General features: G+C 38.2%; 21 protein-coding genes. 3 read left to right on the top strand and 18 right to left on the bottom strand.

All coding sequences use genetic code 11. The annotated features are described in order from the left end of the window. Nucleotides 1-174: 174 nt before the first annotated feature. A complete protein-coding gene (locus tag HORE_RS13040; RefSeq protein WP_012635430.1) occupies nucleotides 175-1,434 on the bottom strand; it encodes a peptidoglycan DD-metalloendopeptidase family protein in 1,260 nt (419 codons plus the stop codon). Between the two features lie 509 nt (nucleotides 1,435-1,943). Between HORE_RS13040 and HORE_RS02560 the strand changes: the two genes are divergently transcribed. Beyond that, a complete protein-coding gene (locus HORE_RS02560; protein WP_012635429.1) occupies nucleotides 1,944-3,350 on the top strand; it encodes an MATE family efflux transporter in 1,407 nt (468 codons plus the stop codon). On the opposite strand, the gene HORE_RS02555 is transcribed toward HORE_RS02560, so the two are convergent. The 4 genes from HORE_RS02555 to HORE_RS02540 all read right to left on the bottom strand — a co-directional run bounded on the left by HORE_RS02555 (nucleotide 3,347) and on the right by HORE_RS02540 (nucleotide 9,437). Continuing rightward, the gene (locus tag HORE_RS02555; RefSeq protein ID WP_012635428.1) at nucleotides 3,347-4,645 is read right to left on the bottom strand and encodes a glycoside hydrolase family 1 protein; all 1,299 of its coding nucleotides are present in this window, start codon (nucleotides 4,643-4,645) and stop codon (nucleotides 3,347-3,349) included. The genes HORE_RS02560 and HORE_RS02555 overlap by 4 nt on opposite strands. Before the next feature lie 115 nt (nucleotides 4,646-4,760). Next, nucleotides 4,761-6,032 carry an MFS transporter gene (locus HORE_RS02550; RefSeq protein ID WP_012635427.1) on the bottom strand — a complete coding sequence of 424 codons (1,272 nt, stop codon included), beginning with the start codon at nucleotides 6,030-6,032 and terminating at the stop codon, nucleotides 4,761-4,763. Nucleotides 6,033-6,609: 577 nt separating this feature from the next. Beyond that, complete coding sequence (locus HORE_RS02545; RefSeq protein WP_012635426.1) at nucleotides 6,610-8,586, bottom strand: methyl-accepting chemotaxis protein; 1,977 nt, start codon at nucleotides 8,584-8,586, stop codon at nucleotides 6,610-6,612. Nucleotides 8,587-9,002: 416 nt separating this feature from the next. After that, a complete protein-coding gene (locus HORE_RS02540; protein WP_012635425.1) occupies nucleotides 9,003-9,437 on the bottom strand; it encodes an OsmC family protein in 435 nt (144 codons plus the stop codon). Between the two features lie 294 nt (nucleotides 9,438-9,731). Between HORE_RS02540 and HORE_RS02535 the strand changes: the two genes are divergently transcribed. Together HORE_RS02535 and HORE_RS02530 are read left to right on the top strand one after the other, a co-directional pair. Then, the gene (locus tag HORE_RS02535; RefSeq protein WP_012635424.1) at nucleotides 9,732-11,483 is read left to right on the top strand and encodes a DUF4153 domain-containing protein; all 1,752 of its coding nucleotides are present in this window, start codon (nucleotides 9,732-9,734) and stop codon (nucleotides 11,481-11,483) included. A 33-nt stretch (nucleotides 11,484-11,516) separates the two neighbouring features. Then, on the top strand, nucleotides 11,517-12,815 hold the full coding sequence (locus tag HORE_RS02530) for an alpha/beta hydrolase family protein (RefSeq protein ID WP_226984181.1): 1,299 nt from the start codon (nucleotides 11,517-11,519) through the stop codon (nucleotides 12,813-12,815). 164 nt (nucleotides 12,816-12,979) lie between these two features. Here the strand turns inward: HORE_RS02530 and HORE_RS13335 are convergent, their stop codons facing one another. The 13 genes from HORE_RS13335 to HORE_RS02465 form a co-directional block, all read right to left on the bottom strand. Next, nucleotides 12,980-13,429, bottom strand: coding sequence for a 4Fe-4S binding protein (locus tag HORE_RS13335; RefSeq protein ID WP_012635422.1), 450 nt, complete (start codon nucleotides 13,427-13,429; stop codon nucleotides 12,980-12,982). 24 nt (nucleotides 13,430-13,453) lie between these two features. Next, a complete protein-coding gene (locus HORE_RS02520) occupies nucleotides 13,454-13,846 on the bottom strand; it encodes a NifB/NifX family molybdenum-iron cluster-binding protein (RefSeq protein ID WP_012635421.1) in 393 nt (130 codons plus the stop codon). A 120-nt stretch (nucleotides 13,847-13,966) separates the two neighbouring features. Next, nucleotides 13,967-14,701 carry an ABC transporter permease gene (locus HORE_RS02515; RefSeq protein ID WP_041605800.1) on the bottom strand — a complete coding sequence of 245 codons (735 nt, stop codon included), beginning with the start codon at nucleotides 14,699-14,701 and terminating at the stop codon, nucleotides 13,967-13,969. Next, nucleotides 14,694-15,614, bottom strand: coding sequence for an ABC transporter ATP-binding protein (locus HORE_RS02510; RefSeq protein ID WP_012635419.1), 921 nt, complete (start codon nucleotides 15,612-15,614; stop codon nucleotides 14,694-14,696). The genes HORE_RS02515 and HORE_RS02510 overlap by 8 nt, the downstream gene beginning before the upstream one ends. Before the next feature lie 155 nt (nucleotides 15,615-15,769). After that, nucleotides 15,770-16,771 (bottom strand): sensor histidine kinase, encoded by a 1,002-nt coding sequence (locus tag HORE_RS02505; protein ID WP_050748592.1) that lies wholly within the window; start codon nucleotides 16,769-16,771, stop codon nucleotides 15,770-15,772. Then, a complete protein-coding gene (locus HORE_RS02500; protein WP_012635417.1) occupies nucleotides 16,758-17,471 on the bottom strand; it encodes a response regulator transcription factor in 714 nt (237 codons plus the stop codon). Before HORE_RS02500 ends, HORE_RS02505 begins: the two co-directional genes overlap by 14 nt. Nucleotides 17,472-17,821: 350 nt before the next feature. Next, complete coding sequence (citX, locus tag HORE_RS02495; protein WP_012635416.1) at nucleotides 17,822-19,225, bottom strand: citrate lyase holo-[acyl-carrier protein] synthase; 1,404 nt, start codon at nucleotides 19,223-19,225, stop codon at nucleotides 17,822-17,824. 21 nt (nucleotides 19,226-19,246) lie between these two features. Next, entirely contained in the window at nucleotides 19,247-20,740 is a 1,494-nt protein-coding gene (citF, locus tag HORE_RS02490; protein ID WP_012635415.1) for a citrate lyase subunit alpha, read from the bottom strand. Then, the gene (locus HORE_RS02485) at nucleotides 20,737-21,621 is read right to left on the bottom strand and encodes an HpcH/HpaI aldolase/citrate lyase family protein (protein WP_012635414.1); all 885 of its coding nucleotides are present in this window, start codon (nucleotides 21,619-21,621) and stop codon (nucleotides 20,737-20,739) included. Before HORE_RS02485 ends, citF begins: the two co-directional genes overlap by 4 nt. Continuing rightward, nucleotides 21,611-21,895, bottom strand: coding sequence for a citrate lyase acyl carrier protein (citD, locus tag HORE_RS02480; RefSeq protein WP_012635413.1), 285 nt, complete (start codon nucleotides 21,893-21,895; stop codon nucleotides 21,611-21,613). The genes HORE_RS02485 and citD overlap by 11 nt, the downstream gene beginning before the upstream one ends. Continuing rightward, the gene (gene citC / locus HORE_RS02475) at nucleotides 21,885-22,964 is read right to left on the bottom strand and encodes a [citrate (pro-3S)-lyase] ligase (protein ID WP_012635412.1); all 1,080 of its coding nucleotides are present in this window, start codon (nucleotides 22,962-22,964) and stop codon (nucleotides 21,885-21,887) included. Before citC ends, citD begins: the two co-directional genes overlap by 11 nt. A gap of 22 nt (nucleotides 22,965-22,986) precedes the next feature. Continuing rightward, a complete protein-coding gene (locus tag HORE_RS02470; protein ID WP_012635411.1) occupies nucleotides 22,987-23,967 on the bottom strand; it encodes an ADP-ribosylglycohydrolase family protein in 981 nt (326 codons plus the stop codon). Nucleotides 23,968-23,995: 28 nt separating this feature from the next. Beyond that, nucleotides 23,996-25,327, bottom strand: coding sequence for an ADP-ribosylglycohydrolase family protein (locus HORE_RS02465; RefSeq protein WP_012635410.1), 1,332 nt, complete (start codon nucleotides 25,325-25,327; stop codon nucleotides 23,996-23,998). Between the last annotated feature and the right edge of the window lie 10 nt (nucleotides 25,328-25,337).

Here is a 25,337-nt window from a genome sequence, read left to right as displayed (position 1 = left end):
AACATAATTATTCTTAACATAATTATCGATACATACTCTACTTAACAAATTTACCTGAAATAAAAAAATAGACCCGGTCAGCATTTTGACAACCGGGTCTATTTTACATAGAGGTATTTACTTTTAACCTGTTCTCTACTTTGTTTGTTTTAACTATAAATATTTAATCTGGTCCTACTTTAAATAATTAAGTGGATTAACGGGCCTTCCATTGACCTGAACTTCGAAATGAAGATGGGGGCCTGTTGAGCGTCCGGTATTACCCGAAAGGGCTATAACCTCTCCCCTGTTTACCCATTCTCCACTCCGGGCCAGGAGTTTAGAATTATGAGCATACAGGGTTCTAAAACCCTTGCGGTGTTCAATGATAATAGTCAGACCATAACCACGGGCCCAACCACTATAAACCACCTTTCCGTGACTGGCTGCCCTGATTCTGGTTCCAGTGGGAACAGCATAATCGATTCCCTCATGCATCCTTCCCCACCTCATACCATAATAGGAAGAAATTCGGGCATGAACCGGTTTAATTAACTTACTATTAAGCCTGTCCTGGTAACTAAATTCTGGTTTAGCTCCAGGTAATATGAGTAGAGTCCCTATCTGAACAAGGTCCGGATTCTGAATATTATTGGCCTCTGCAATCCTGTCCATACTGACGTCAAATTTACGTGAAATCTCCCATAATGACTCCCCTGGCGAGATTTTATATAAAATCCCTTTAACAGGTAATATATTCAAAACGTCTCCAGGTTTTATTCTATTCATATTGGTAATATCATTGCCCCCGATAAGGGTATCAATATCTATATCATATTTCCGGGCAATTGTCCACAGGGTGTCACCCTTCCTGACCCTGTGTTTTTTTATCCTGTCCATAAGGGGCAGTTCAATCCTGGGCCGGGCCTCTCCAACCAATACACGGTCATCATTGTTATTTTTTCCTGGCTGCAGGTTGTCCGGACCGCCAACACCTGTAATCTCAACTTTTAAATCAGTTGATGACTTATTTACCTTACCATCAGTATTAACTCCCTCATTAACTTTCCCATTATTAACAAAACTGTCATTGTCGTCATCATTATCATCTCTGATTCCATCAGATCCAGCAGAAAAATTATTCTCATTCAAACCAGAACTGGCTTTATTACTGGAATTAACTTTATTATTATTATTATTTCTGGAATCAATATTACTATCAGAATTATTATTTATTATATGATTGCTATTATTAACCTTATCAATACCTGTCCCGGTATCTTTTAAAGTTGAACTATCAGATACAGGGGTGTTTTCACTGTGACCAATCTGACTGCTATTACCAGCAACAATACTTTCACCATTATCTGATTCATGTTCTCCCTGAAGGTAGTTTACGGTAGGCACTGTCAATATAACAACTAATATGAAAAGTATGACAAATATTCGTTTCAAAAATACCAACCCCTATTATTGTATTGACCCCTGTAAAATATCAGGTATAAAAAAGCCCGTTAACCATATCCAGACAACCTTTTCCCCTTACTATAGCTTATTGTAACTTACATAAGATAATACGTCAAGGAATAGTTTTTTTCCATATTTTAAACAATAGACTTTAATTAACCAGTTAAATTTTAACATAATTAATTTAAGGTGTTATTATTTAATCCCCCCAGGATAATTTGCGATAATTAAAGGTGATACTTATTGAATATAAACTTATTGAATAAAAATGGGTAAAAATGAAGTAACAAATTTGACATATTGATAGAATTACTTCAAAATATATATATACAATGTTACCAATAGTACATATCAAAATATATCAAATTTATATGTACAATATCTTTATATATTTTTTATATACAGTTTTTATACATACAGTACTGTCCAGTTATATACACACTATCTTCCTGTATAATGTTTTTTACAAAAAGCTTTTTCCCTGAGGAAGCCCCTTAATGGATACATATAAAGAAAAAAGAGACCTTATTATTAAAGGAAACATAGTTAAAGCCATCCTGGCCCTGGCAGGCCCGATCATGTTAAACAATCTTATCCAGACCATTTATAATCTAACTGATACTTACTGGGTTGGACAGCTCGGTGGAACTGAAGTGGCTGCCATTACCCTTATCTGGCCAATAGTATTTTTTCTCCTGGCCCTGGGTTTCGGAATCAATATTGCCGGAACTTCCTTGATTTCTCAGTATACCGGAGCTGATGATAAAGAAAATGCCACCAGGGTAAGTGGACAGATTGTTTCTTTTTCCCTCTACTTTTCAATCATAATTGGTATTATCGGTTTATTTGTGGCTGAACCTATTATAAAAATGATGGGTGGTGAAGGCAGGCTCCTGGAGCTGGCCTCAAATTATTTAAAGATTATATTTGCCGGAATGCCGGCCATTTTTCTTTTTTTAGCCTTTACTTCCATCAAACAGGGACAGGGAGATACTGTTACCCCCATGAAATACAGTGCCATATCTGTAGCCCTGAATATGGTCCTTGACCCCATTTTTATTTTTGGATTAGACCTGGGAGTAAGGGGAGCTGCCCTGGCCACAATATTTTCAAGAAGTGTTTTTGCCATCTACGCCATATATACCCTGTTTTACCGGAAAACAGGTATTCAACTCCATTTAAAACACCTGATTTTAAAACCCAATCTATTAAAAAAGATTATAAAAATAGGTTTGCCTTCTTCCCTGGGCCAGTCATCTGCAGCCCTGGGGTTCATCTTCCTGAATGCCTTTATTATTTCTTTTGGAAAATCAACCCTGGCTGCCTTCGGTATCGGAAACCGGATTAATTCAGTAATCCTTATGCCTGCCATGGGTATTGGAAATGCTCTGGCCACCATTGTCGGTCAAAACCTGGGGGCTGACCAGATTAAAAGGGCCAGACAGGCCGTAAAAACAAGTGCTGTCCTTACCACTGTCTTATTAACATCGGGAGGGATTATTCTCTATCCTTTTGTCCCCACTATCATCAGGGCCTTTAATACTGAACCTGCCATAGTATCCCAGGGGACATTTTATCTGAGGTTGATATCATTATCACTACCCCTAATGGGTTTTTTCCAGATCTTTGTAGGTACCTTTCAGGGATCTGGCCATACCCTGATGGCTATGTTTATAATGACCGGACGTTTATGGGCTTTAAGAATACCCCTGATTATTTTATTTAAAAAATATACTGACTGGGGCTCATCTTCAGTCTGGTATGCCATGGTATTAAGTAATGCCATAATCTCACTGGTAGGTTTTATAATGTATCTAACTGGCAAATGGCAGAAAAAGGTAATAAAGAAAAAACCCCCTTTGACAGGGAGTGAGGTAGACCAGAATCTGGATATTGATAATTAAAGATAAATTCTCTCCATTTCGGGGGTAATCTCTTTTGTCTTGCATATTTTCCCATAAAAATAACCACTGATCCTGATGGATCGTTTCTGAGTTTTAAAATCATTATGGATCAGGCCAAACCGGGCACTTTCACCTTCAATCCATTCAAAGTTATCTATCAAAGTCCAGTAATAATACCTCTCAACGGGAATACCTTCATTAATCAGCTTTACTACTTCTTTTAAATGGTCATAGATAAAGTGCCCTCTTTTGGTATCCCCCTTATCACAAATACCGTTTTCGGTAATAAATACAGGGGCCTGATATTCCTCATAATATTTACGACAGACCCTCTTCAGGCCCACAGGATATATTTCCCAGCCGAGGTCACTGGTATCTGCTCCTTCCTTAACTTCCATCCTGGCAAACAGGGAGGCCGGATTCAGGGTAAACTTAATAATATCCCTGGTATAATAATTAATCCCGATAAAGTCATAATACCTCCCCTCCCCCAGGGGGTGTCCCCCGGTACCGATGGGAAACATAAACTTTCCCCTGGCCATTCCTTCCATAACCAGGCGGTGAAAAAAGTAATCAAGGAGGCGGGCCGGTATTCCATGTATTTTTTTATTTCCAGCCGGGTCAAACAGTCTGACATGGTTGGCAACTCCAACCCTTGTTTCTCCCTCAAAATTATGTTTAGACCTGACCTGATGAATAGTCTTATAGGAGACTATATGGGCTTTTATCATATTCTTCATGGCCCTGAACATAGAAAAAATATTGTTTTTTCCCGGAGGCCAGATACCTTCAACATATCCATTATAGAGAAAGACATTGGGTTCATTAATGGTAATCCAGTCACTCACCAGATCCCCCAGATTTTCGACTACATACTCTGTATACCGCTTAAAATAATCAACTACCTTTTTATTCCCCCAGCCCCCTTTATTAACAAGCCACAGGGGGTGAGAAAAATGATGAAGGGTCACCAGGGGAACAACCCCATTTTCAAGGAGAAGGGTAATTTCATCACGGTAATGTTCGATTCCTTCCTTACTAAATTTACCGGGCTGATGCTCTATTCGACTCCACTCCAGCCCCATTCTATAGGTTTCAAGACCCAGTTTTTTTATAAGTTCAATATCTTCGCGGTATCTATTCCAGTGATCGTTGGCATTAAGGCAATGACTCCCATCTTTAATGTGTCCCTCTTCACACCACTGATACCAGTTATTATTTTTATCTCCTCCTTCAATCTGCAGGGCTGAAGTTGCTGCCCCGAGCAGTAAATCCTGTGGTAGTTTTAATGACATAATTAACCCCCTTCAGATGATATTGGCATTTACCTTTTAAACAATTATAGTTGCAGGAAGTTTCTTACTAAATCAGATACTTTTAACTACTCAATTTAGTTAGTCCCTGACATTCTTACATCCCGATAATTTTCTCCCGTTTTCTTTTCAGATAACCCCTGAGTGTATCCAGATCATTATCTATAGTACGGTACATCCATAAATATATAAGGCCACAGGGAATCCAGGCAAAAACAGCAAAATACATAGTCCATTGATAACCCTGGGATACAACCAGAAACCCACCGATAAGGGGACCAACACCACGTCCCAGACTATCGGTCAGATTATGTATCGAAAAAACAGTACCCCGGTGTTCTGGAGGGTTTACATTAATCAAAATAGATTTAATATTGGGGGCCGGCAAAGAAACTACAACCCCGGTACAGAAACTGAAAATAAGTGGAAGTATTAACTCATTCCACCCGGGGTCAGAGCCATAATTGAGTCCCATGAGAAAAAATCCTGGGATTACCCCGAGTAATATGAAAACAGCATTAAAAACCGGTAGCATCCTGGGAGATTTTTTATAAATTTTATCACCCATCCAGCCACCAAAGATACCTCCTACGGTAGCTCCTATCCCCAGGAAGAGACTCAAAATGGTGGCCATACCACGGGAAAAACCCTTATGTAGTTCATAAAAGGGAACTATGAAGAAGGGGATTAACCCCCAGGGAAGGGAACCAGGAATCCCCTGCAGGAAACCCAATATATTTGTCTTATTTTTAAATATTTCTTTCAAATCCGAAAACTTTATCTTTTCCCTGTACTCCAGACCCTGTTCTATTACTTCTGATAATTCTTCTTCCTGGGCCCCACGTTTCGGTTCCCGGGCCACCAAAACAAACAAAGGAACGAGGACAAAATTGGGGACAGCTGCTATAATAAAAGGTAATCTCCAGCCATAGGGACCTGATAAAAAACCAGCCAGGGTCTGTCCCAGGATCTGACCTACTCCCCAGGCTGTTGTTACCATAGCATTTATTATGCCACGCTGTCCAGCGGGGAAATAATCCCCGATCAGGGAAAAGGTCAGGGGAAAGATACCTCCTATTCCCAATCCAGTCAATATTCTTAATATTAATAACTGTTCATAAGTCCGGGTGAAATACTCAAAACCGGTTAAAAAACATGGTATTTCCCCGACAAGGACAACAAAGGCCAGTAACATCTTCCGGCTCTTTTTATCAGCCAGATAACCAAAAATAAGGCTTACAACTGCCCCCAGTATAATGAAGGCTGACCCGATAATCCCAATTTTATCTTCACCAACCCCATATTCAGCCACCAAATCGTTAATTATCGGGTTCATAGCATTCTGATCCACAAACAAGAAGACAGACATCAACACCAATAACACCAAAGTCCACTTATCTCTGGTAGATAATTTTGTAACTCCTATTTTGTATACCCCCTTTAATGTTTTATTTCCTTAAAGAATTAAAATAAAATTTCCTTTTTTAAATTTTATTTTTTAGACAACATTGTTTAACATTAAACAAGGCCTGGTCCTTAATATTAACCTTTAATATATATTAAATTTACCTTTAATGTATTAAATATATTTTCAACGTTCCCTAAATATACTTTCAATGTTGCTAAATACACTTTCAAGTATAGAAAAACGTTAGTTTATTTATTAAATAAACTATCTAATATTTAATCATCACCCCACTTTTCCAGCAATTATATAGATGTTTTTGGTTTTTCGGTAAAATAACCAAAATTTATTGTCACCTATATATATATTTAGAGTTATTGCATTATTTTTCCTGCTATTTTTCAAAAAATTATTTAATTATTTTATATAAAAACCCCCTGAACATTTATCTGTACAGGGGGTTAACGGAATCAATCTTTTCTATCATTTAGTAATTACGATTTATTTTATAAAAAGGTTCTATTTTCCTATTTATTAAATTTTAAATCTTAAATATATCAACCGCCCGGGCAAGCTCATCAGCAACCCTGGCCAGTTCTCTGGCTCCTGATACTATTTCATCAGTGGCCGCCAGCTGTTCTTCACTTGAAGCAGCAACCTCCTCAGCATTTCCAGCAGCTTCCTGGCTTACAGCCGCTACCTCCTGAATAGCACTGGAGACTTCATCACTGTTTTTGGCCAGTTCTCTGGTATTATAACTGACCTGATTTATAAGCTCGATGAGGTTTTTAGTGACCTCTTTAATCTCGTTAAAGACCTGACCATTTTCCTCGATGGCAGCAACACTACCCTCTACAGTGTCGATATTTTTATCCATCCTGTCTACAGCTGCAGAGACATTCTGCTGAATCCTCCTTATTAAATCAGAAATCCGTTCTGTTGAGGTAGTAGTTTCTTCAGCCAGATCCCTGATCTCATCAGCTACAACACTAAAACCTCTTCCAGCTTCTCCGGCCCGGGCCGCCTCAATGGCTGCATTCAGGGCAAGGAGATTGGTCTGATTAGCAATATTACTTATAATTTCTATAATATCTTCAATCTCTTCAGAAGTTTTCCCCAGGGACTGAATAATTCCAGCAACTTCAGTTGTATCAGTTCTCACATTGTTAACCTCACCAATAGACCTCTCTACTGACTCTGATCCCTCCTCGATATTCTTCATAACATCTTTAGCAGCACTTTCCATCCGGTCAGCATCTTTACTGACATATCTTATCTGCTGAATCATCTCCTCAACATTACTACTGGTTTCATTGAGCTGGGCTGCCTGCTCTTCAGCGCCGGAGGCTACATCCTGAATGGCTTTACCAACCTGTTCAGCACTCTCACCGACCTGATCACTGGCCGCTGAAAGCTCCTCACTGGATGCAGCAACCTGCTGGGATGATTCCTGAACTGTACCAATCATTTCCCGGAAATATGCCAGCATCTGGTTAAAAGCCTGGGCCAGGGTTCCAATCTCATCATCTCGATTTATATAGGAACCTGATTTTCTAACTGTTAAATCACCTTCAGCAATCGTCCTGGCAAATGAAGTAACTTCAGTAACTGGATTAGCAAAATAACCGGCCATAAAATAACTAAGAGCTAATCCTATAATAATAGCAATAATACCTATCCAGATACTTGTTCTCCTGACCACATTTACCGGAGCCAGAATATCATCAAGGTTTACACAGAGAGCTACTGACCAGTTGGTTATTTCAATGGGGGCATAAGCAAGTCCTTTTTCAACACCATTTAATGTATATGTATCTGACCCTTTCTTACCTGCTGCCATTTTGGTAGCAATCATCTTTAAATCTTTATCACCATTAAAAATATCCTGATTGCCCAAAAACTTTTCCTCTGGATGGGCAATGGTAGTCATATCATCACTGATAATCCACCCATAGCCATAACCGTTAAGTCTCATATCCTCTACAAGTTCATGTAAGTACGATAATTCCAGATCAACCCCGAGTACCCCGATCATGTTATTTGCTTCATCAAATATAGGATAGACAATTGCTACCGTCTCGAGACCCGTTGACCTGTCAATCATCGGTTTAGAGATTACCAGATCCCTTGTTTGCCTGACCTTTTTATAATATTCCCGGTCAGAAACATCACCAGACCCGAATTCATTACGGTAAATCCCCTGTTTATTAATTACATAAAAGGATACTACCCCTTCGTTTTGTTCAGCAGCCCTTTTTAATATCGGGGCCTGCCTCTCCCAGTCCATACTCCTGATACTTTCAGTTTTGGTCAAAAGTTTAAGCTGTTGAACTACATTATTCACCCATTTTGTTATTACCTCAGCCTGTTTCTGGGCACTATCTTCTGCCATCATAAACAGGGAATTTGATAAAACATCCCGGGACTGATTGAAAGAAAACCATGAATTGGTTACAACAAGAACTAAAATAACCACTCCGATAAGTAACATCATTTTGCCTTTAATACTTTTTAACAACTGTTATCCCTCCTGGTATAGATGTCAGTTATAACCTGGTTCTTACTGTTTTCCTACTGACCTGAAAAACCCTAAATCATCTTGTTCATCTTTTTATTACGATTTGAAATAATTTTGTGTATTTTTTTGATATTTCACCCCCTACATACCACGTTTTGCATTAATTTTTAACAAATATGTTTATTTTTTCTATATTGATATAATTCGATTTTTACTTCTTAAATCCTCTATTTTTCTACAATTTCTTCGTCTTTTTTCGACATTTATTTATAACAAAAACCCTGAACATGGTAATACCACATTCAGGGTTTAATTTAATCTATAGATATATATTCAGGTTTTAATAGCTAATTATTTTATAATTTTAATTAGCCAGTCATACTATTTATCACAGTATGTACAACCCGTCTAAATATTTAGCCTAAAGAAATCTTGACCGGAGTAGCATTGGCCAGATTATCACTTACCGGGCAGCGAGTTTCTACAGCCTCTAACCACTTACTCAGGGTGTCCTCATCAGCATTAGTATCAGGCTTAATATTAACCCTGATCTCCTGGTATCCAGCCCTGGTATCGGTATCCTGGCCAGAGAATTTGGCAGGGTCTAAATCCCCTTCAAGTTCAAATTCAATACCCTTAAGTTCAAAACCCATTTCTTTGGCCACAAGGTGACCAACTACATTTAAACAACCTGACAGGGCAGCCAGTACATACTCAACCGGGTTGGGTCCATCGTTGGTACCACCCAGGTTTTCAGGCTCATCAATTACAATTTTAAAGTCCCTCGCTTCTACTACAGTCTTGGTTGGATTTTCACTTTTTGAAGTAACGGAAAATTTTAAGTTTGGCATAATAACTCCTCCTTTAATATATTTATGTAGCCAGGGTTTATGTTTTAATATTACCCTATTATATAAATTTAAACATTAGTTATTAATATCCTTCCCATTTTTATTAAAATTAATTAACTTTATTTAATCAGGGAAGTCCTTTTAAGATTTTACTGAAGGATTTACTCCAGATTGCGAGAATTTATAGTTAAAGAATTATGGATTATGTTAATAAATGTTCCTTTTAATGTTATTTTTGATATGGCCAGTCCTGGTAACTAAATTTATGGATTAAATAATAGGAGGCGGATTAATTTGAAAAAACTAAAGTTATTTAGACATGTTTTAACCAGCCTGACCCGTAGTATTAAACGCTTTCCACTACCAACGCTCTTTACAACTATCACTACTATTTTGATGATTATATTAGCAAATGAATATTTATATGATTTTGATAAAAATACTGTAAGGCTATTTTCCCGGTTAGTTATGACCTCTTCTCTGGGGTTTCCCCTCTTTTTATGTATTAACCTCCTTTTCAGGAGATGGCAGGGGCTTAAAGCAGGCACCAGGAATCTAATCAGGTTTACAGGGGCTGTTGCCCTCATTCTTTACTTCTTCTTTTTATCAAAGGGTACCGAAACCGTAACTACATCCAGGTTTTTAGCCTTTAACCTGGCCTTATACCTGCTATTTCTGGTAATACCTTATTTCTATAAGAGGGAAAACTTTGAATTGTATGTGGTAAAATTATTTATCAGGGTTCTGGTAACAATTATTTACTCTGTAATCCTTTATCTGGGACTCTCGGCTATTTTCTTAACCATAAATGCCCTGTTAGATATCCCTGTTTCTCATAGATTCTATTTAAATACGTGGTTAATAACAGCAGGTATTTTTGCCCCGGTCTTCTTTCTGGGGGGAGTACCAGAACAGGGTCAAAAAATAAACCCTGATGATTATCCCACCTTTTTTGAAATTCTTTTATTATACATAGTAATGCCCCTAATCACCATCTACACAGGAATTCTGTACATTTACTTTATCAAAATCTTAATAACAGCCCAGTGGCCCCGGGGTCTTGTTGCTCACCTGGTCCTCTGGTATTCTGCGCTAAGTACTGTAGTTATGTTTTTTATCCACCCTCTGCTCTACAAAAAATGGGTCAAACAGTTTATAAAGTGGTTCCCGGTAACGAATATCCCCCTATTGATAATGATGTTTGTCTCCATCGGCAAAAGGATTAATGCTTACGGGGTTACTGAAAACAGGTATTATGTGGTCCTTCTCGGTCTCTGGATCCTGGGGATTATGGTTTATTACATACTATCCAGTAAAAAAAGAAATATCATACTTCCCCTGTCTCTGGCTATTATTATGGTTCTGGCCGTAATCGGTCCCTGGAGTAGTTTTTCCATCTCAAGATATAGCCAGAATAAGCGCTTTGCCGCTATCCTGTCCCGGTACCGTATGATAAGGGATAACAGAATAATTAAAACCGATAAAGTAATTTCAGAAAATGACCAGAAGGAGATTAACTCCATCATAAGTTATTTTAAAAATAACCATGATCTCGATGATCTAAATTACCTACCTGAAGGGTTTACAACAGATAATATGGAAGAGCTATTTGGCTTCTCCTATAGTGGTAATTATTACGAAAGTTATAAATATTTCTCCCATAAAACATATGAAAACAGGGAGCCTATCAGGGTCAGCGGTTATGATTATCTCTTCCACTTAAAGTCCAAAGACCTGAAACTACATGAATCGGACAGTGATATAACCGTAAAATATAATAAGGAAGATTATCATCTTTTAATCAACCACAGGGGGCAGGAAGTCTATCATAAACCCCTGTTACCACTCTTCTCCCGGCTCCATAAAGTAGTGAAAGAAAAAGGAGAAGAAAACCTCAAGCCCAATGACTACACCCTGATTCAGGAAAATGGAAAAGTTAAAGTAAAAGTTATTATTGCCCACATATCCGGGAGTGCACATAAATCAGACCCTGATAAAATAAACATATACAGTACTGATCTTTACCTGCTTTTAAAGGTTAAATAATTCTTTACCCTATATTTAAGGAGGCGTTAAGTTATGTTAAAAAAGATTATTAAAAGGATGTCACTTTTAATTTTTTTACTCTGCATATCCCTGGTATTCACCCACCAGGCTACAGCCCAGGAGACCATCTCAGGAACCTGGAAGGGAGCTATTAATGTCAAGGGGCAGACACTGGACATTACCATTCATATTAAACCTGATAATAATGGTGGTTACCTGGCTACCATTGATATTCCCGCCCAGGGGGTTAAAAACTATGCCCTGAAGAATGTAAAATATAATCACCCTGACCTCTATATGGAGCTACCAGCTAATATAACCGGTTTCTTCAATGGTAAAGTCAGTGGAGCCAGAATTAAAGGAAAATATACCCAGGGTTCAGCCCGGGGAACCTTTTATCTAAATAAAAAGACAACCGATGAATCCGAAACCAGATCAAAAGATAATGATACCGGGACTGAACCCATTAGCCTGAAAACAGAGACCGGTACCATATATGGTACCCTCCAGTTACCCCATTCTAACAAAAAATCCCCGGTAATACTTATAATTGCCGGTTCTGGAATAACAGACCGGAATGGTAATTCACCTGGTGCTACCAATAACTGCCTTAAGATGCTAAGCCAGGACCTGGCCAGGGCCGGTTTTGCTTCTGTCAGGTATGATAAAAGGGGAACCGGTCAGAGCAAAGGAGCCATTAATAGCCCTTCTGACATCAGGTTTGAACACTTTATAAATGACGCGACTGGCTGGGTTAAAAAATTGAAGAAAGATAAAAGATTTACCGGAGTAACTGTCTTAGGACTCAGCCAGGGGTCCCTGGTGGGAATGATCGCCGCCCGCCGCGCCGAGGCCGATGCCTTTATATCTCTGGCCGGAGCCGGTCGTTCCATTGATAAGGTCTTAAAATATCAACTAATAAGCCTTAATGATGATCTATACCAGGAAGCCCTGGATATTCTGGATAAACTGAAACAGGGGCAGACGGTAAGCCAGGTCAACCAGAAACTCTATTCTATCTTTCATCCCTTAAACCAGCCTTTTCTTATCTCCTATATCAAATATGACCCGGCTGAAGAGATAGCTAAACTTGATATCCCGGTCCTTTTGATTCACGGAACAAATGATATCCAGGTCAAAAAGGAAGAAGCTAATATTCTTAAAAAAGCCTATCCAGAAGCAAAATTGGTCCTCATCGAGGGAATGAACCATGTCCTGAAAAAAGCACCGGAAGACCCCAGGCAAAACTACATGACCTACAACAACCCTGATCTACCTCTGGCTGATAACCTGGTCGAGAGTATTGTTAAGTTTCTTGAAAAGGTATATTAACCTGGCTAAAAAACAAATTGACTTCGGCGTCTTATTTTTAAATGTAAATTTCTTGATACCGAAAAATTATATTCACAAAATAACTTATGTATAATACCCTGATTAAAAGGACGTTAAAAAGCCCTGTTCAACCAGACTGGCTGTTCAGGGCTTTAAACATGTTTTTATTTAATAGCTGACTTAGGACAAACCCGTACACATTTTCTACAGTTTCGACATTTATCCGACATTATTTTAGCTACACCATTTTCAATTTTAATAGCCTTAAAGGGGCAGGCAACTACACAATTACCACATCCGATACATTTATTTTCATCTATAACCGGGGTATTAACCATGTTTTCATTATTTCTGTCAGGAGAACCAGAAACATCCAGTCCCTCATGTACCATCTGCCCACCACAATTCGGACATTTCATCTCATAACAGGGAACCCCGCGCTGATGGGGAACTTTATGTCCACACTCAGGACAGACACAGTTCCCACCCGGTCCCAGACCATAGCCGGAGCCTCTTCCCATACCCCGACCACCATTTTTTGAGCCCCGTCCGGAACCCCGGCCAGCACCTCGACCGCCACCGGAGCCCGGGCCCTGTCCTCTCCCAAATAACATATTTAATCACCTCTTTGTCATTTATTATTTTAAGACCAGATGTTCCCTTCCTTCCCCTTTTTGCCATAAATCCATTATATAATCATAATTGGACTGAAGTTCTTTAAGACCTTCTTCAATTTCACTGGCCTGAACTAAAACAGGAACAAAATGCTTTTTAACCCGTTTTATGTTGGGCCCAAATTTTCTGGAAACTCCGACCTGGACGTTTTCATTTTCTTTCAATATTTTGACAATACTACGGGCCTTTTCAGGATCGGCATGCCCTTCTTCTTCTCCTGTTGTGTTTTCAACTTTTTTAATAAAGGTAGCTCCTTCTGGTGTTAGATTATAAATGTAATAGTAATCAGCATCTCCAAAATGTCTGTTAATAAAGTTTACTCCATCATCAGTTGCACAGGCAATTGTTAAAGACATTATTAAAAACCTCCCTGTAATTTAATGGTTTTTGGCATTTGTTCATAACTATATAAATTATACACTACTTTTTAACTTAGGTCAACACGTCCAGATGGGTTTGCATCCTATTTTTCCCTTCTAGTTTATATCGGTTTTAACAAAGTAAACAATACTTGCAAGTATCCCGGTTACAAAGACTCCTATAAGTATTAACAAACTGGTTTCAATGGAGTATTCCAGGCCATCAAACTTCTTTGTTAGTACAATAGGTATAGACCAGGGATATAGTGAAATATACTTTGACTGCATAACTATCAAAGTACCCAGTGATGCTGCTATACTGAAGGCAAGGGGTGGTACATAGCTTTTAAAGACCAGGGTTATTAAAATAATAACCGGTGTCAGCATATAGAGATAAAGTCCAGTAAGGAGGTATTTACCCAGTCCTGCCAGCATTACCTTTAAAGTAATTTCAGAAAAACTCCCGGCAACCGCCAGGGCAATTACCATCAGGTATGCAAAGACCATTATAACCTCAACCCAGCCCAGGAGAATTACCATTTTACTTATAATAAGCTGGCCCCGTCCTACCGGTATGGTCAGAAGATTTTTCAGGGTGTCTTCTTCATATTCCCGGTTGTACAAATAGGTTGTAATCAGGGCAAAAAGCATGGTCCCTACCAGAACTGCAATAAAAAGATAGGTCTGGTCAAAAAATTCTTCAAGGGCAACTACTCTATCGGGACTCTGCTGCCGGTAGCTTAATAACATAAAAAAGGTCAGGACCGGGGATACGGCTCCTCCCAGAAGACCGATAATAAACATTCGGGACCCTTTCATTTTCAGTAGTTCAGTATATAATAATCTAGTCAATTACCTCACCCCCTGTTATTTTGACAAAATAATCCTCAAGGTTATCCTCACTGAGCCTTATTCTACTGACCTCTATCCCGTTTTTAACAAGACAGGTATTTATTTTACCGGCTAGCTCCAGGCATGAATAAACCCTGACAACCCTCTCCGGGTAAATTTCATAATCGGTAATATCAAATTCCCGTTCCATAAGCATAGCTGTTTTTGCATCATCAGAGACCTTTAACTCCAGGTATTTACGGTTTCGTTTCCTCAATTCACTGAAATTAATTTCTTCCATGAGGCGACCTTCATGGATAATACCAATAGTTGTAGCCAGCTGCTGGACTTCACTCAGGATGTGGCTGGACATAAATATTGTAATATTCTTCTGTTCAGCAAGGGTCTTAATTAATTTCCTTATTTCCTTAATACCAACCGGATCCAGTCCATTGGTCGGCTCATCCAGGATTAATAACTCAGGGTCATGGAGAATAGCCCGGGCAATTCCCAGCCTCTGCTTCATACCCAGGGAAAAACTACCGACTTTTTTGTTGCGCTCATCATATAACCCCACGATCTCCAGGGCCTCTGCAATGGCCTCTTTCTTTTGGACCCCTATCAGGGCAGCATTAATTCTCAGGTTATCGACGGCTGAAAGATTACTGTAAAACCCGGAAAATTCAATGGTAGAGCCAATCCTTTTCAAGATCCTGCTTCTATTGGTATATAAATTCTGGCCAAATATTTTTATCTGACCCCCGGTCGGTTTTATTAGACCCAGTAGCATACGGATGGTTGTCGTTTTCCCGGCTCCATTTCTACCCAGAAAGCCGTAGATATCCCCCTTCTTCACGGTAATATTAATTCTATCCACCGCTTTTTCTGTACCAAAGTGTTTTGATAAATTCTTTGTCTCTATAATTGTTTCCATATTTATCCCCCCTTTACTGGTACCATTATATATCAGTAACTATTAATTACTCCTTAACAAATTCTTAAGATTATCTTAATTTTCTTTCATATGGTATTATCTCCAGCCAGTATGTTATAAGTTTTATTATTAATGATTAAATTAGTAAAAAAGGGTTATATGGCCGGAAAATGGAGGGAAAATATGGTTTTTTCATATGGTTTACTATCTACCGTAATCCTGCCATTATGTTTTTCGATAAGCCTTCTGGTTATAGCAAGTCCCAGTCCACTCCCGGATATTTGTCTTTCAACTGATTTATCTCCAACATAAAGACGATTAAATATGTGGGGGAGTTTATCTTCTGTTATCCCCGGCCCTTTATCCCAGACCTGCAAGACATATTTCTGTTCCTGTCGAAAAAGTTTAACCCCGATAATTCCTCCCTCTTTACCATAATTAATCGAATTACTGATAAGATTATCTATCATCCGTTCAAGGGCCAGGTGATCGGCATAAATAAGGCATTCTTGTTCCGGTATTTCGGTCTTTAATTCTAAATCTTCTTTATTTATCCGGGGCAAGAAGTCTATTATACACTCCCTGGTCACTTCAGCCAGGTCATAAACCTTAAAGTCCAGCTCTTCTTCCCCGGCCTCAAGCCGGGCCAGAAAGAATAATTTATCAACCAGTTTTTTTAACCTCCTGGCTTTCATGACCATTATTTCCCGGTACTTTTCTCTTTCCTCATCATCTTCAGCTAAACCATCCTTTAAGGCCTCGGCATAACCCAGAATGGATGTCAGAGGGGTCCTGATATCATGAGATATATTGGACATAACCCTTTTAAAACTTGCCTCATATTGTTTATTTTTAATGGCTTCATCCTGAAGTTTATCTATCAATTCATTTACCCTGACCACGAAATCGGAATATTTACCCTTGCTATCTACAAGGATTCTCCGGTTGAGATTCCCATTCAGGACATCTGAAAGCTGTTCATTTACAATATCAACTATCCTCTCCTCATGCCTGCTCTTAAGGATAAAGAATAACCATATTACCACGGTTAATATGAGTATTATCTGTCTCGTGACATGGTTTGAATCCAGCAAGAATAAAGCCAGGATCAATACCAACCCTGTCATGGCCAGAAACCGTTTCTCAGTCATTTTCATCACCGGCAAACCTGTAACCAATCCCCCAGACAGTCTCGATAAATTCAGGATTTTTGGGATCATCTTCTATTTTAGTTCTCAATCTTCTTATATGTACCATGACGTTGTTATCGGCCTCCAGGTAATCATCCCCCCACACCTTATTAAAAATCTGCTTCTTGGTAAAAACCTTCCCGGGTTCCCGGGCCAGGAGTAAAAGTATTTTAAATTCAGTTGAGGTCAACTGTACCTCTTTATTCCTTTTATAAACCCGGTATCCATCAAAATCTATCTTCAGGTCACCAAACTTAACCATCTTCCGGGACCGGGCATCACCCTCACTACCGAGAACAAAAAATCGTCGCAACTGAGCTTTAACCCGGGCTATCAGTTCACCGGGTAGAAAGGGTTTTGTAATATAATCATCGGCTCCTATCCTCAATCCCAGTACTTTATCTACTTCACTATCCCGGGCAGTAAGCATAATAATGGGAATATTGGTTATCTCCCTGATAGTGCGACAAACCTCAACCCCATCTGTATCGGGTAGCATTATATCCAGAATAACCAGGTTATAGTCCTGGTTTGATACACGGAAAAGGGCTGTTTTCCCATCTTTAACAGTATCGACAACATAACCTTCCCTCTCCAGATAACTTTTTAGTAATTCCCTTATTTCCTGTTCATCATCAACTACCAGTATTCTACTCCCATCAGCCATCTGTTCTCACTCCATTTTAACTTTTTAAATATTTTTTATATAATAATACTTAATATATAGTTTTACCATATAAATAAATTATCCTTTATAATTTCCTGGACATTAAAAAAAGAGCAGTTAAAAACTGCTCTTTTATCTTGATTTATATTTAATTAATTCAAATTAAAGTGGTTATTTATTTTAATTCCTTTTAAATCTGTCAGCAGGTATTTAAATAAACAATAATAATAGTTAGTATTCTAACATTTGTTTGTTATTAACTTTACCATATTTTTTTCTTTTCTGGAATGAAATATTTTTATTATATTGTTAAATATTATTATTAGTTCTGTAATCGACACATAACTTAATCAACTAGTGGTGAATATTAAACTCTTCTTTTCTTCAAGCTCATTAAGAAATATAGTCAATATAAGTAAATCAGCAGATCCTCCTGGACTAACTTTCTTTTTCTCTACAAAGTTAATAAGTTTTTTGTATCTTTCCCAGCCTTCTGGTGTACCCACCCCACCGGAAAAAATTATCTCTCTAGACAGGCTTTTAACTTCATTTAATGTATCTAATCCCGATCTATAAAGAATATTAGTATCATTTACATGGGCCATTAGATTTATTAATACAGATAGAACCGCCAGCTCTTCACTCAGATTACTCTTTATTGCCCTGCGATATGCTGGTATACCTACATTTATAATATTGGGAAACCCATCTTCAGCTTCACCCCTGGCCCCCTTAAATCCATATTCATTATACACGACCTGCCCGTGAGTATTTCCTTCATTTTGATTCTTTTTAAGTTCTTTTTCAGAAATACCACTGACCCAGTCAGAAACTATGTGACACAAATTCTCTGCTAAATCATAATCACTAAATATTATTTTTTTATAAAAATAGCCTGTTGCTGCTGTTAACAGTCCGAGAGAAAAAATAACACCCTTGTGGGTGTTAATTCCGTTTGTAACTGAAAACATTTTTTCTTCTGCTTCAAGTCCAACCTCTTTTAGTCGAGTAAGTGGGTTTTTACTATGTCTTCCCAGTTTAATGCCTAACATGGCAAACTTAGAGAAAAACGGTTTAAGACTCTCCGCACTTTTTACCATCAAATCAAAATTCATATCTTTATGGCTACCACTACTCTGGGCATCAACTAACCCAGGTTTTGGAGTAACCATTAACTCCTTCATTATAGCTTCAAAAGCGAGATTACCTATTACTTTAGTAAAATTATCTTCTCTTTTTAATTTCATTTTATAAAAATATTTTTCTAACTTACTTAATTTAAATTCAATCTCCCTATAATCGTGCCTTCCTACCCTGATACATTCCTTAGCAGGCCGGTCACATAAAAAACACCTTCTATCAGATAGCCCACAATCTTTTCTTGAATAATACCGGTTTTTTATATCAAATACATCTAAATCAAATAACCTACCTATAAAATGGTTTTTCTCAATAGAGATACATATTTTTTTCAATTTTTCAGGCTCAATGGGAACAGCCACAAAACCAGTCCAACCGGCTTTATTTTTTATAATTTTTTTCTGGCAGTTTGTAATTCCCTTAATAAATAAATGTAACCGCAGACTGTTTAGGGCTTCTATAAATAAATCTCTGGCAAATTGAGTTAATTTATTCCTGCCAGGAATATTAACTGTTAATGATACAAAAGAAACTGGGTCTTTATATTTAAATGATTTGATAAAATTATTACGTTGTCTAACTCTATCCTCTCTACCTTTTAATAATTCCTCCATTAGTATAACCCCTTTTTAATCCTAATATCTGTCAGAGATTTTTCTAACTACATCTATTATAGTCCCATCCCGGTACTGTATCAAGCCAGTAATCTTTTCATCATATAAAGGTGGTTCAGGTTTGCCGGTCAGAGATTCTACTTTATCTTTTAATTCATGGATATCAATTAGTTCTATATCCTTTACATTCTTTAAATCTTTAAGTATATCCTCACGTTCAGGGTTAACACATATACCCCTTTCAGTAACAACTACGTCTACTGTTTTCCCGGGGGTAACAATGTTAGTTACTTTATCACGAATCGTTGGAATTCTTCCCCTGACTGATGGGGCAACCACAATTGTTACTTTAGAACCATAAGCTGTATCACAATGTCCCCCTGATGCCCCGCGGAAAAATCCATCTGAACCGGTTAACACATTTACATTGAAATCAGTATCTACCTCAAGGGCACTGAGCACAACAAAATCGAGATTATTAACCAGTGAACCTTTATTAAAAGCGCTAGCGTATAATGATGCATCTATTTCCATATGGTTTCTGTTTTCTCTAAGTGATTTTACTGCCTGTAGATCAAAGGTCTGGGTATCAAATATTTTTTTAAATAAACCTTTCTTTAGTAAATCTGTGTGTGCCCCGGTAATCCCCCCCAGGATAAAGCTACCTTTAATGTCTCTTTCCTGCATTAACTCCTGTATAAAATCAGTAACTGCCAGGGAGATCCCCCCTGACCCTGTCTGGAGCGAAAATCCATTCTGAAAATACTTGATATTACTTATTACCCTGGCAACGTTTTTGGCAATATACAAATCCTTAGGCCTGGAAACCTTTCTTAGAGAACCTGTTTCAATTCTATCACTATTTCCTACTTTATCAACCTCAACCACGCAGTCAACATTCTCTTGTGATATTGAAATATGTTCTGGTGGAAACTCAATTAAATTATCAGTTATTACTACAACTTTTTCAGCATACTTAGCATCAACCATGGTATAACCAAGGGAGCCACAGTTAGAGGTGCCTTCCACTCCATTTGCATTACCCCACCTGTCTGCTGCAGGAGTAGCAATAAAGGCAACATCAATCTTTAAATTACCACTCTCTATAGCACCCGCCCTACCACCATGAGAATAAATAACAACAGGTTCATCCATAAGTCCCCGGCAAATTTCTTCACCCAATTTCCCCCTTAGACCAGAAGTATATATCTTTTTAATAACTCCACTTTTAATGTGTTTAATTATTTCATCGTGGTTTTTTCTCAGAGAAGTAGCAGCCAGGGTAAGATTTTTCACACCTTTGTCTGCAATAATATCCATAACCTGATTTAATATTAGATCCCCGTCACGAAAATGATGGTGAAAAGAAACTGTCATACCATCCCTGAGGTTAACCTTATTTACTGCTTCCTCTAAACTACCAATAATTTTACTTTTCCTTTCTGGCTTTATATAACTATAGGAACGAAGATTTTTAAATGAACCTACCCTTTCAGGAATTGTATTCTCCCTCAATTACTAGCCCTCCTTATTGATTCTACCCGGTCAAGCAGCTTTTTAGCCCGCTCTATAACAGGTATATCAACCATTTTTCCATCAACAGTCACCACACCAAACCCCCTTTTTTCTGCTTCAAGTGCCCGTTTTACAATTTTTTCTGCTTCCTTTATTTCCTCTGTGGAAGGGGTAAATACACTATTAACAATTTCTATTTGTTTGGGGTGAATTACAGATTTGCCTGTAAACCCCAGTCTTTTACTCATGATAGCTTCCTCTTTTAAACCAGTAATATTCTCAACATCACTATATACGGTATCAATAATATCAATTCCGTTCTCTGCAGCTGCATAAATAATCTGAGAACGTGCATATAATAATTCAATTCCCTCATCACTTCTCCTGACACCCAGATCTGCAGTCAGGTCTTCCGCTCCCAGGTTCAACGCAGTAATTCTTGGAGAAGCCTTGGCAATTTCCCGGGCATTTAAAACACCCCGTGCTGTCTCTATCATAGCCATAATTTCTATACTACCCCGAGTTATCCCGGCTTTTCTTTCTAATTTCCCTAATAAACTATCTATCTTTTTTATTTGCTCACCTGTTTCAACCTTTGGTACCCTGATAGCATCAGGTTTTGCCGGTACTATTACTTCTAAATCATTCCTGCCATATTCTGTATTAAGGGGGTTAATTCTGACCACAATCTCTGCCTGACCAAAATCCAGTTCTTGAAGGGCATTACAGAGGAGATAACGGGCAGCATCCTTTTCTGTCAGAGTAATAGAGTCCTCAAGATCAAACAATATAGCATCTGCACCATAAATGAAAGCATCCTGGATCATACCTGGATTATTGGCCGGAATATAGAGCATACTTCTTCTTAATTTATTTTTCAATCTCTTCAGCCCCCTTGCTGGCCCTCTCCAGGGCTGTCCTGGTTCTTGCCTTTATTGCATAATCCAGTGCTCCTCTATCCTGAGCACGAATATACACATTTTTTACCCCCATCCCCTCTATAGTATTTTTAATAATTTTTTTGACCTGATTCCCAAATTGTTTTTCTACATCACTTTTAAGTTCAATTTTTATACCATTATTTGACGGTTTTACAGTTATCATTATATCTGATGATTCCATTGTTCCGGCACTTGCAGTTCTCTTAATTTCCATTTTTATCCCCCCTGAACTTATTTTGGAGGTAATCAACAATTTTTTGGGCTCCAGGACTCTGTAAAAATTTATAGGTTACCTCTGGTACCAGATCCCTTACTTTTTTATAATTGCCTTCTCCCAGATACCTCCTTACACGTGAAGCACTTATAGGCTGTCCTTTATAGTTTTTCCTTTTCACTTCACATAAACTAATACCATATAATGGGAGGACCTTTTTCAAAACCTGATTGTAAATCGCAGTTATAGATGAGTAAGGTTCACTCCCCACATAACGGTGGTTAATGTTAAGGGCAGGGGCAATATGTCGGGCAAATATTCTGGCATCAAGTTCTGCATACCGCCTGGCTTTTTCTTCACCTCTCTGGGAACCTATAAAATAATCAGGAAAAGTAGTATAAGATAATATATAATCCCCTCCCCTGAAAACAATAACATTATCAAGGTGTTTAGTACCCTTTTTTACCAGTTCATATCTAATGTTAGCAGGAAAAAGGGAACGATCTTCTGTCAACAAAAAGATAAAAACAATATCACGTTCCCTGGCTGCTTTTTCAATCAAATAGAGGTGTCCTTTAGTAAAGGGATTACAGTTCATAACAAGGGATGCCACTTCTATTTTTTTTAAATCTAAATTAATTCTCTGTGTTTTTTTCTTTAAACTACGTATAAAACCATTAAACCCCTCCATACTATCTTCCATTAAAACGGGATAATCCCCAACTGATTCAATTTCAACAAACCCGAGATTCTTATATCTTACAACCTGGTGTTCCGGGGTATAAACAAAAAGACTATTATACCCTTTTCTGTACAATATATGTTTCAACTCACTTACAATAGTATTTAAAAGACCCTGATTCTGAAACTCAGGGTCCACCCCCACACATTTCAAAATGTTCCCATCCAGGCCCCCGGTACCAACAACCCTGTTATTTATTCTAAGGACGAGAATACAATCAAGCCTTTCTTCCAGTTCAAGATTGAGTCCATTAAGAAATGTTGCCACTTCTGTCATATCATCTACAGGTGGATAAAGAATTTCCTTTCGCAGGTTCCATATTGACACAGAAAAAACCCCCGGTTAAATATTAAATTAATTCAGCAAGCTTTTTAGAGATCTTGACAACATCCATTCCTTCTGTAAAGGCTAAACAGGTTCCTGTTGGATAGCGTGTTTTTTCTTTCCATCTTTCCGGAATTTCCTCCGCCCCATTTAAGGCTCCATTTAAGGCTCCAACAATAGCTCCTATTGTATCTGCGTCACGGCCAAAGTTACCGGCATAAATGACACCTTTACGAAAATCACCTTCTGAAAGCTTAAATAAGGCAAAGGCCTGGGAAATAGCTTCAGGAACTGCAGCTTTATAAGTTGACCAGAGTTCAGTATGGAGTGGGGTCCATGCTTCTTCTATCGAATTAGAACTTTCAACAATTCTAAGGGCTTTTTTAAACGCATATTTAAACCAGGAGTCTTCGGGAATAACCTTATAGGCAGCTGATATAATTTCATCAACTGAAGCACCAACCATTGCCATAGCTATAGCAGCAGCTACTGCCTGAGCACCCCAGATTCCATCACGCCAGTGACTAATACAGGCATCAACTTCTGCCATTCTGGCAGCTTTTTCTGGATCACCAGCACAAACAATTCCAATTGGGGTTACCCTCATGGCGGCACCATCACTAATATTATAAGCATTGAACCTTCCAGATTCGGGTGGGTTTATACCCCTTTTAATATTAACTGCTGCCTCAATTTCACTTGAACCGCCACGATATAATTCATCCTGGGGAATGACATATTTCTGCCACGACTCTTTTACTGATTCTATAGTTAAATTTCCCTGTACTTCTATTAAGGTATGAGCTGTCAACAGGGCAAATTCTGTATCATCTGTACTCCAGGAGGCACCCTCATCAAAATCCATGGTTATACCAAAACGTTTATGGTTTTTTTCAGTTCTGGAGGCATCCCCGAAGGAATCTCCGATAGCCAGTCCTATCATAGCTCCAAGGGCACGATCAAATTTTAAATCATCATCTTTTTTAAATTCATTTATATTAAACATTAGAAACAACACCTACCCTTATCTTTTATTATTGATCAACTAAGTTAAATGTTCTCTTAGCCAGTTCATCTATTCTGACATTATCAAAACCCTTAAGGCTACTGCGGATTCTATTATTTAGGGGTTTAATCCATTTATCCGGAAGACGTTTAGCTCCCAGAAGGGTGCCTAATATAGAACCAACGGTAGCTCCATTACAATCCGTATCCCAACCCCCCATAACAGCTAAACAAATTGTTTTTTCATAATTACCTTTGCCGTATACTATAGCAGCAGTAAGTAAAGCAGCATTATTTATTGTATGTACCCAGTGATAGTGACCGTATTTTTTATATAAAATATCTACTGCTTCTCCCCAGTCTTCTGTTTTCCGGGGTAAATTTATAGCAAAACGAATCGCCCTTGCAAGACGGCTTTTCTGTGGTATTACAGCTAATCCCATTTTAACAGCATCCAGAGGATTGTCTGTTAAAAATGAAGCAGCTATGGTAGCTGCAACAAACATTTCACCATAAACCCCATTCTTAACATGGGTAAAAGAGCCATCTCTATAGGCCAGTTCAGCTGCTTTTACCGGGTTTCCGGCAGCCATCCAGCCCCACAGATCAGCTCTGATCTGGGCACCAATCCACTCCCGGTAAGGGTTATGATGAGTGGCTACCTCTGCAGGATTAATTAGATTCAGGCAATTAAAATAAGCTACTCTTTCTGCTGTAAAAACAGTCATAACTGGTAAACTATGCAACCAGGCCTCTGCAATATTATCAACGGTAAAATCAAATCCATATGTTTCTGCGATATGGAGATTTAACATGGTATAATTTAAATCATCATCTTCAGGCATACAAACTATGTTTTCCTTCAGGCTTTCTTTACCACCATGTCTGTTCCAGGGATATTTAGTGAGCAACTCATCAGGTACGCCACAGGCAGTAAAATAATCATTAAGAGGCCAGCTATCTATTGATTCTAGTATTTCCCTTATACCGTAACGTGTTATTTTTTCGACAGGTTTTCCCAGAAGGCAGCCGGCAGTTCTACCGAGCCATCCACCAAGAATTTTATCAAATAACTCTTCTTCATCCAGGGAAAGCCTATTACTATAATCTAACTGTTTACTCTTTTCCTTAATTTCAATCAATCTTACAGGTTCTTCTTTATACAGATCTGTTTCATAAGGAAGGGAGTCAATTTCATCTAATAAATTAAGGGCTTTTTGTCTTAATAGTTTAGTATCAGATATTTCCTCTTTTAATATTTTCCATTTATTTTGTATTGTAGAAATATCTTTTCCTTCCTGGCGGGACTGCTCTAACTCATATTCTATTTTATCTTCCGGTTTAATCCAGGTTATTTTCATATAGACAGCA

Origin of the sequence: Halothermothrix orenii H 168, assembly GCF_000020485.1 — a bacterium.
Taxonomy (GTDB): domain Bacteria; phylum Bacillota; class Halanaerobiia; order Halanaerobiales; family Halothermotrichaceae; genus Halothermothrix; species Halothermothrix orenii.
Note: the sequence above shows the minus strand (reverse complement) of the source record. Positions and strands in the feature narration are given on the sequence as shown.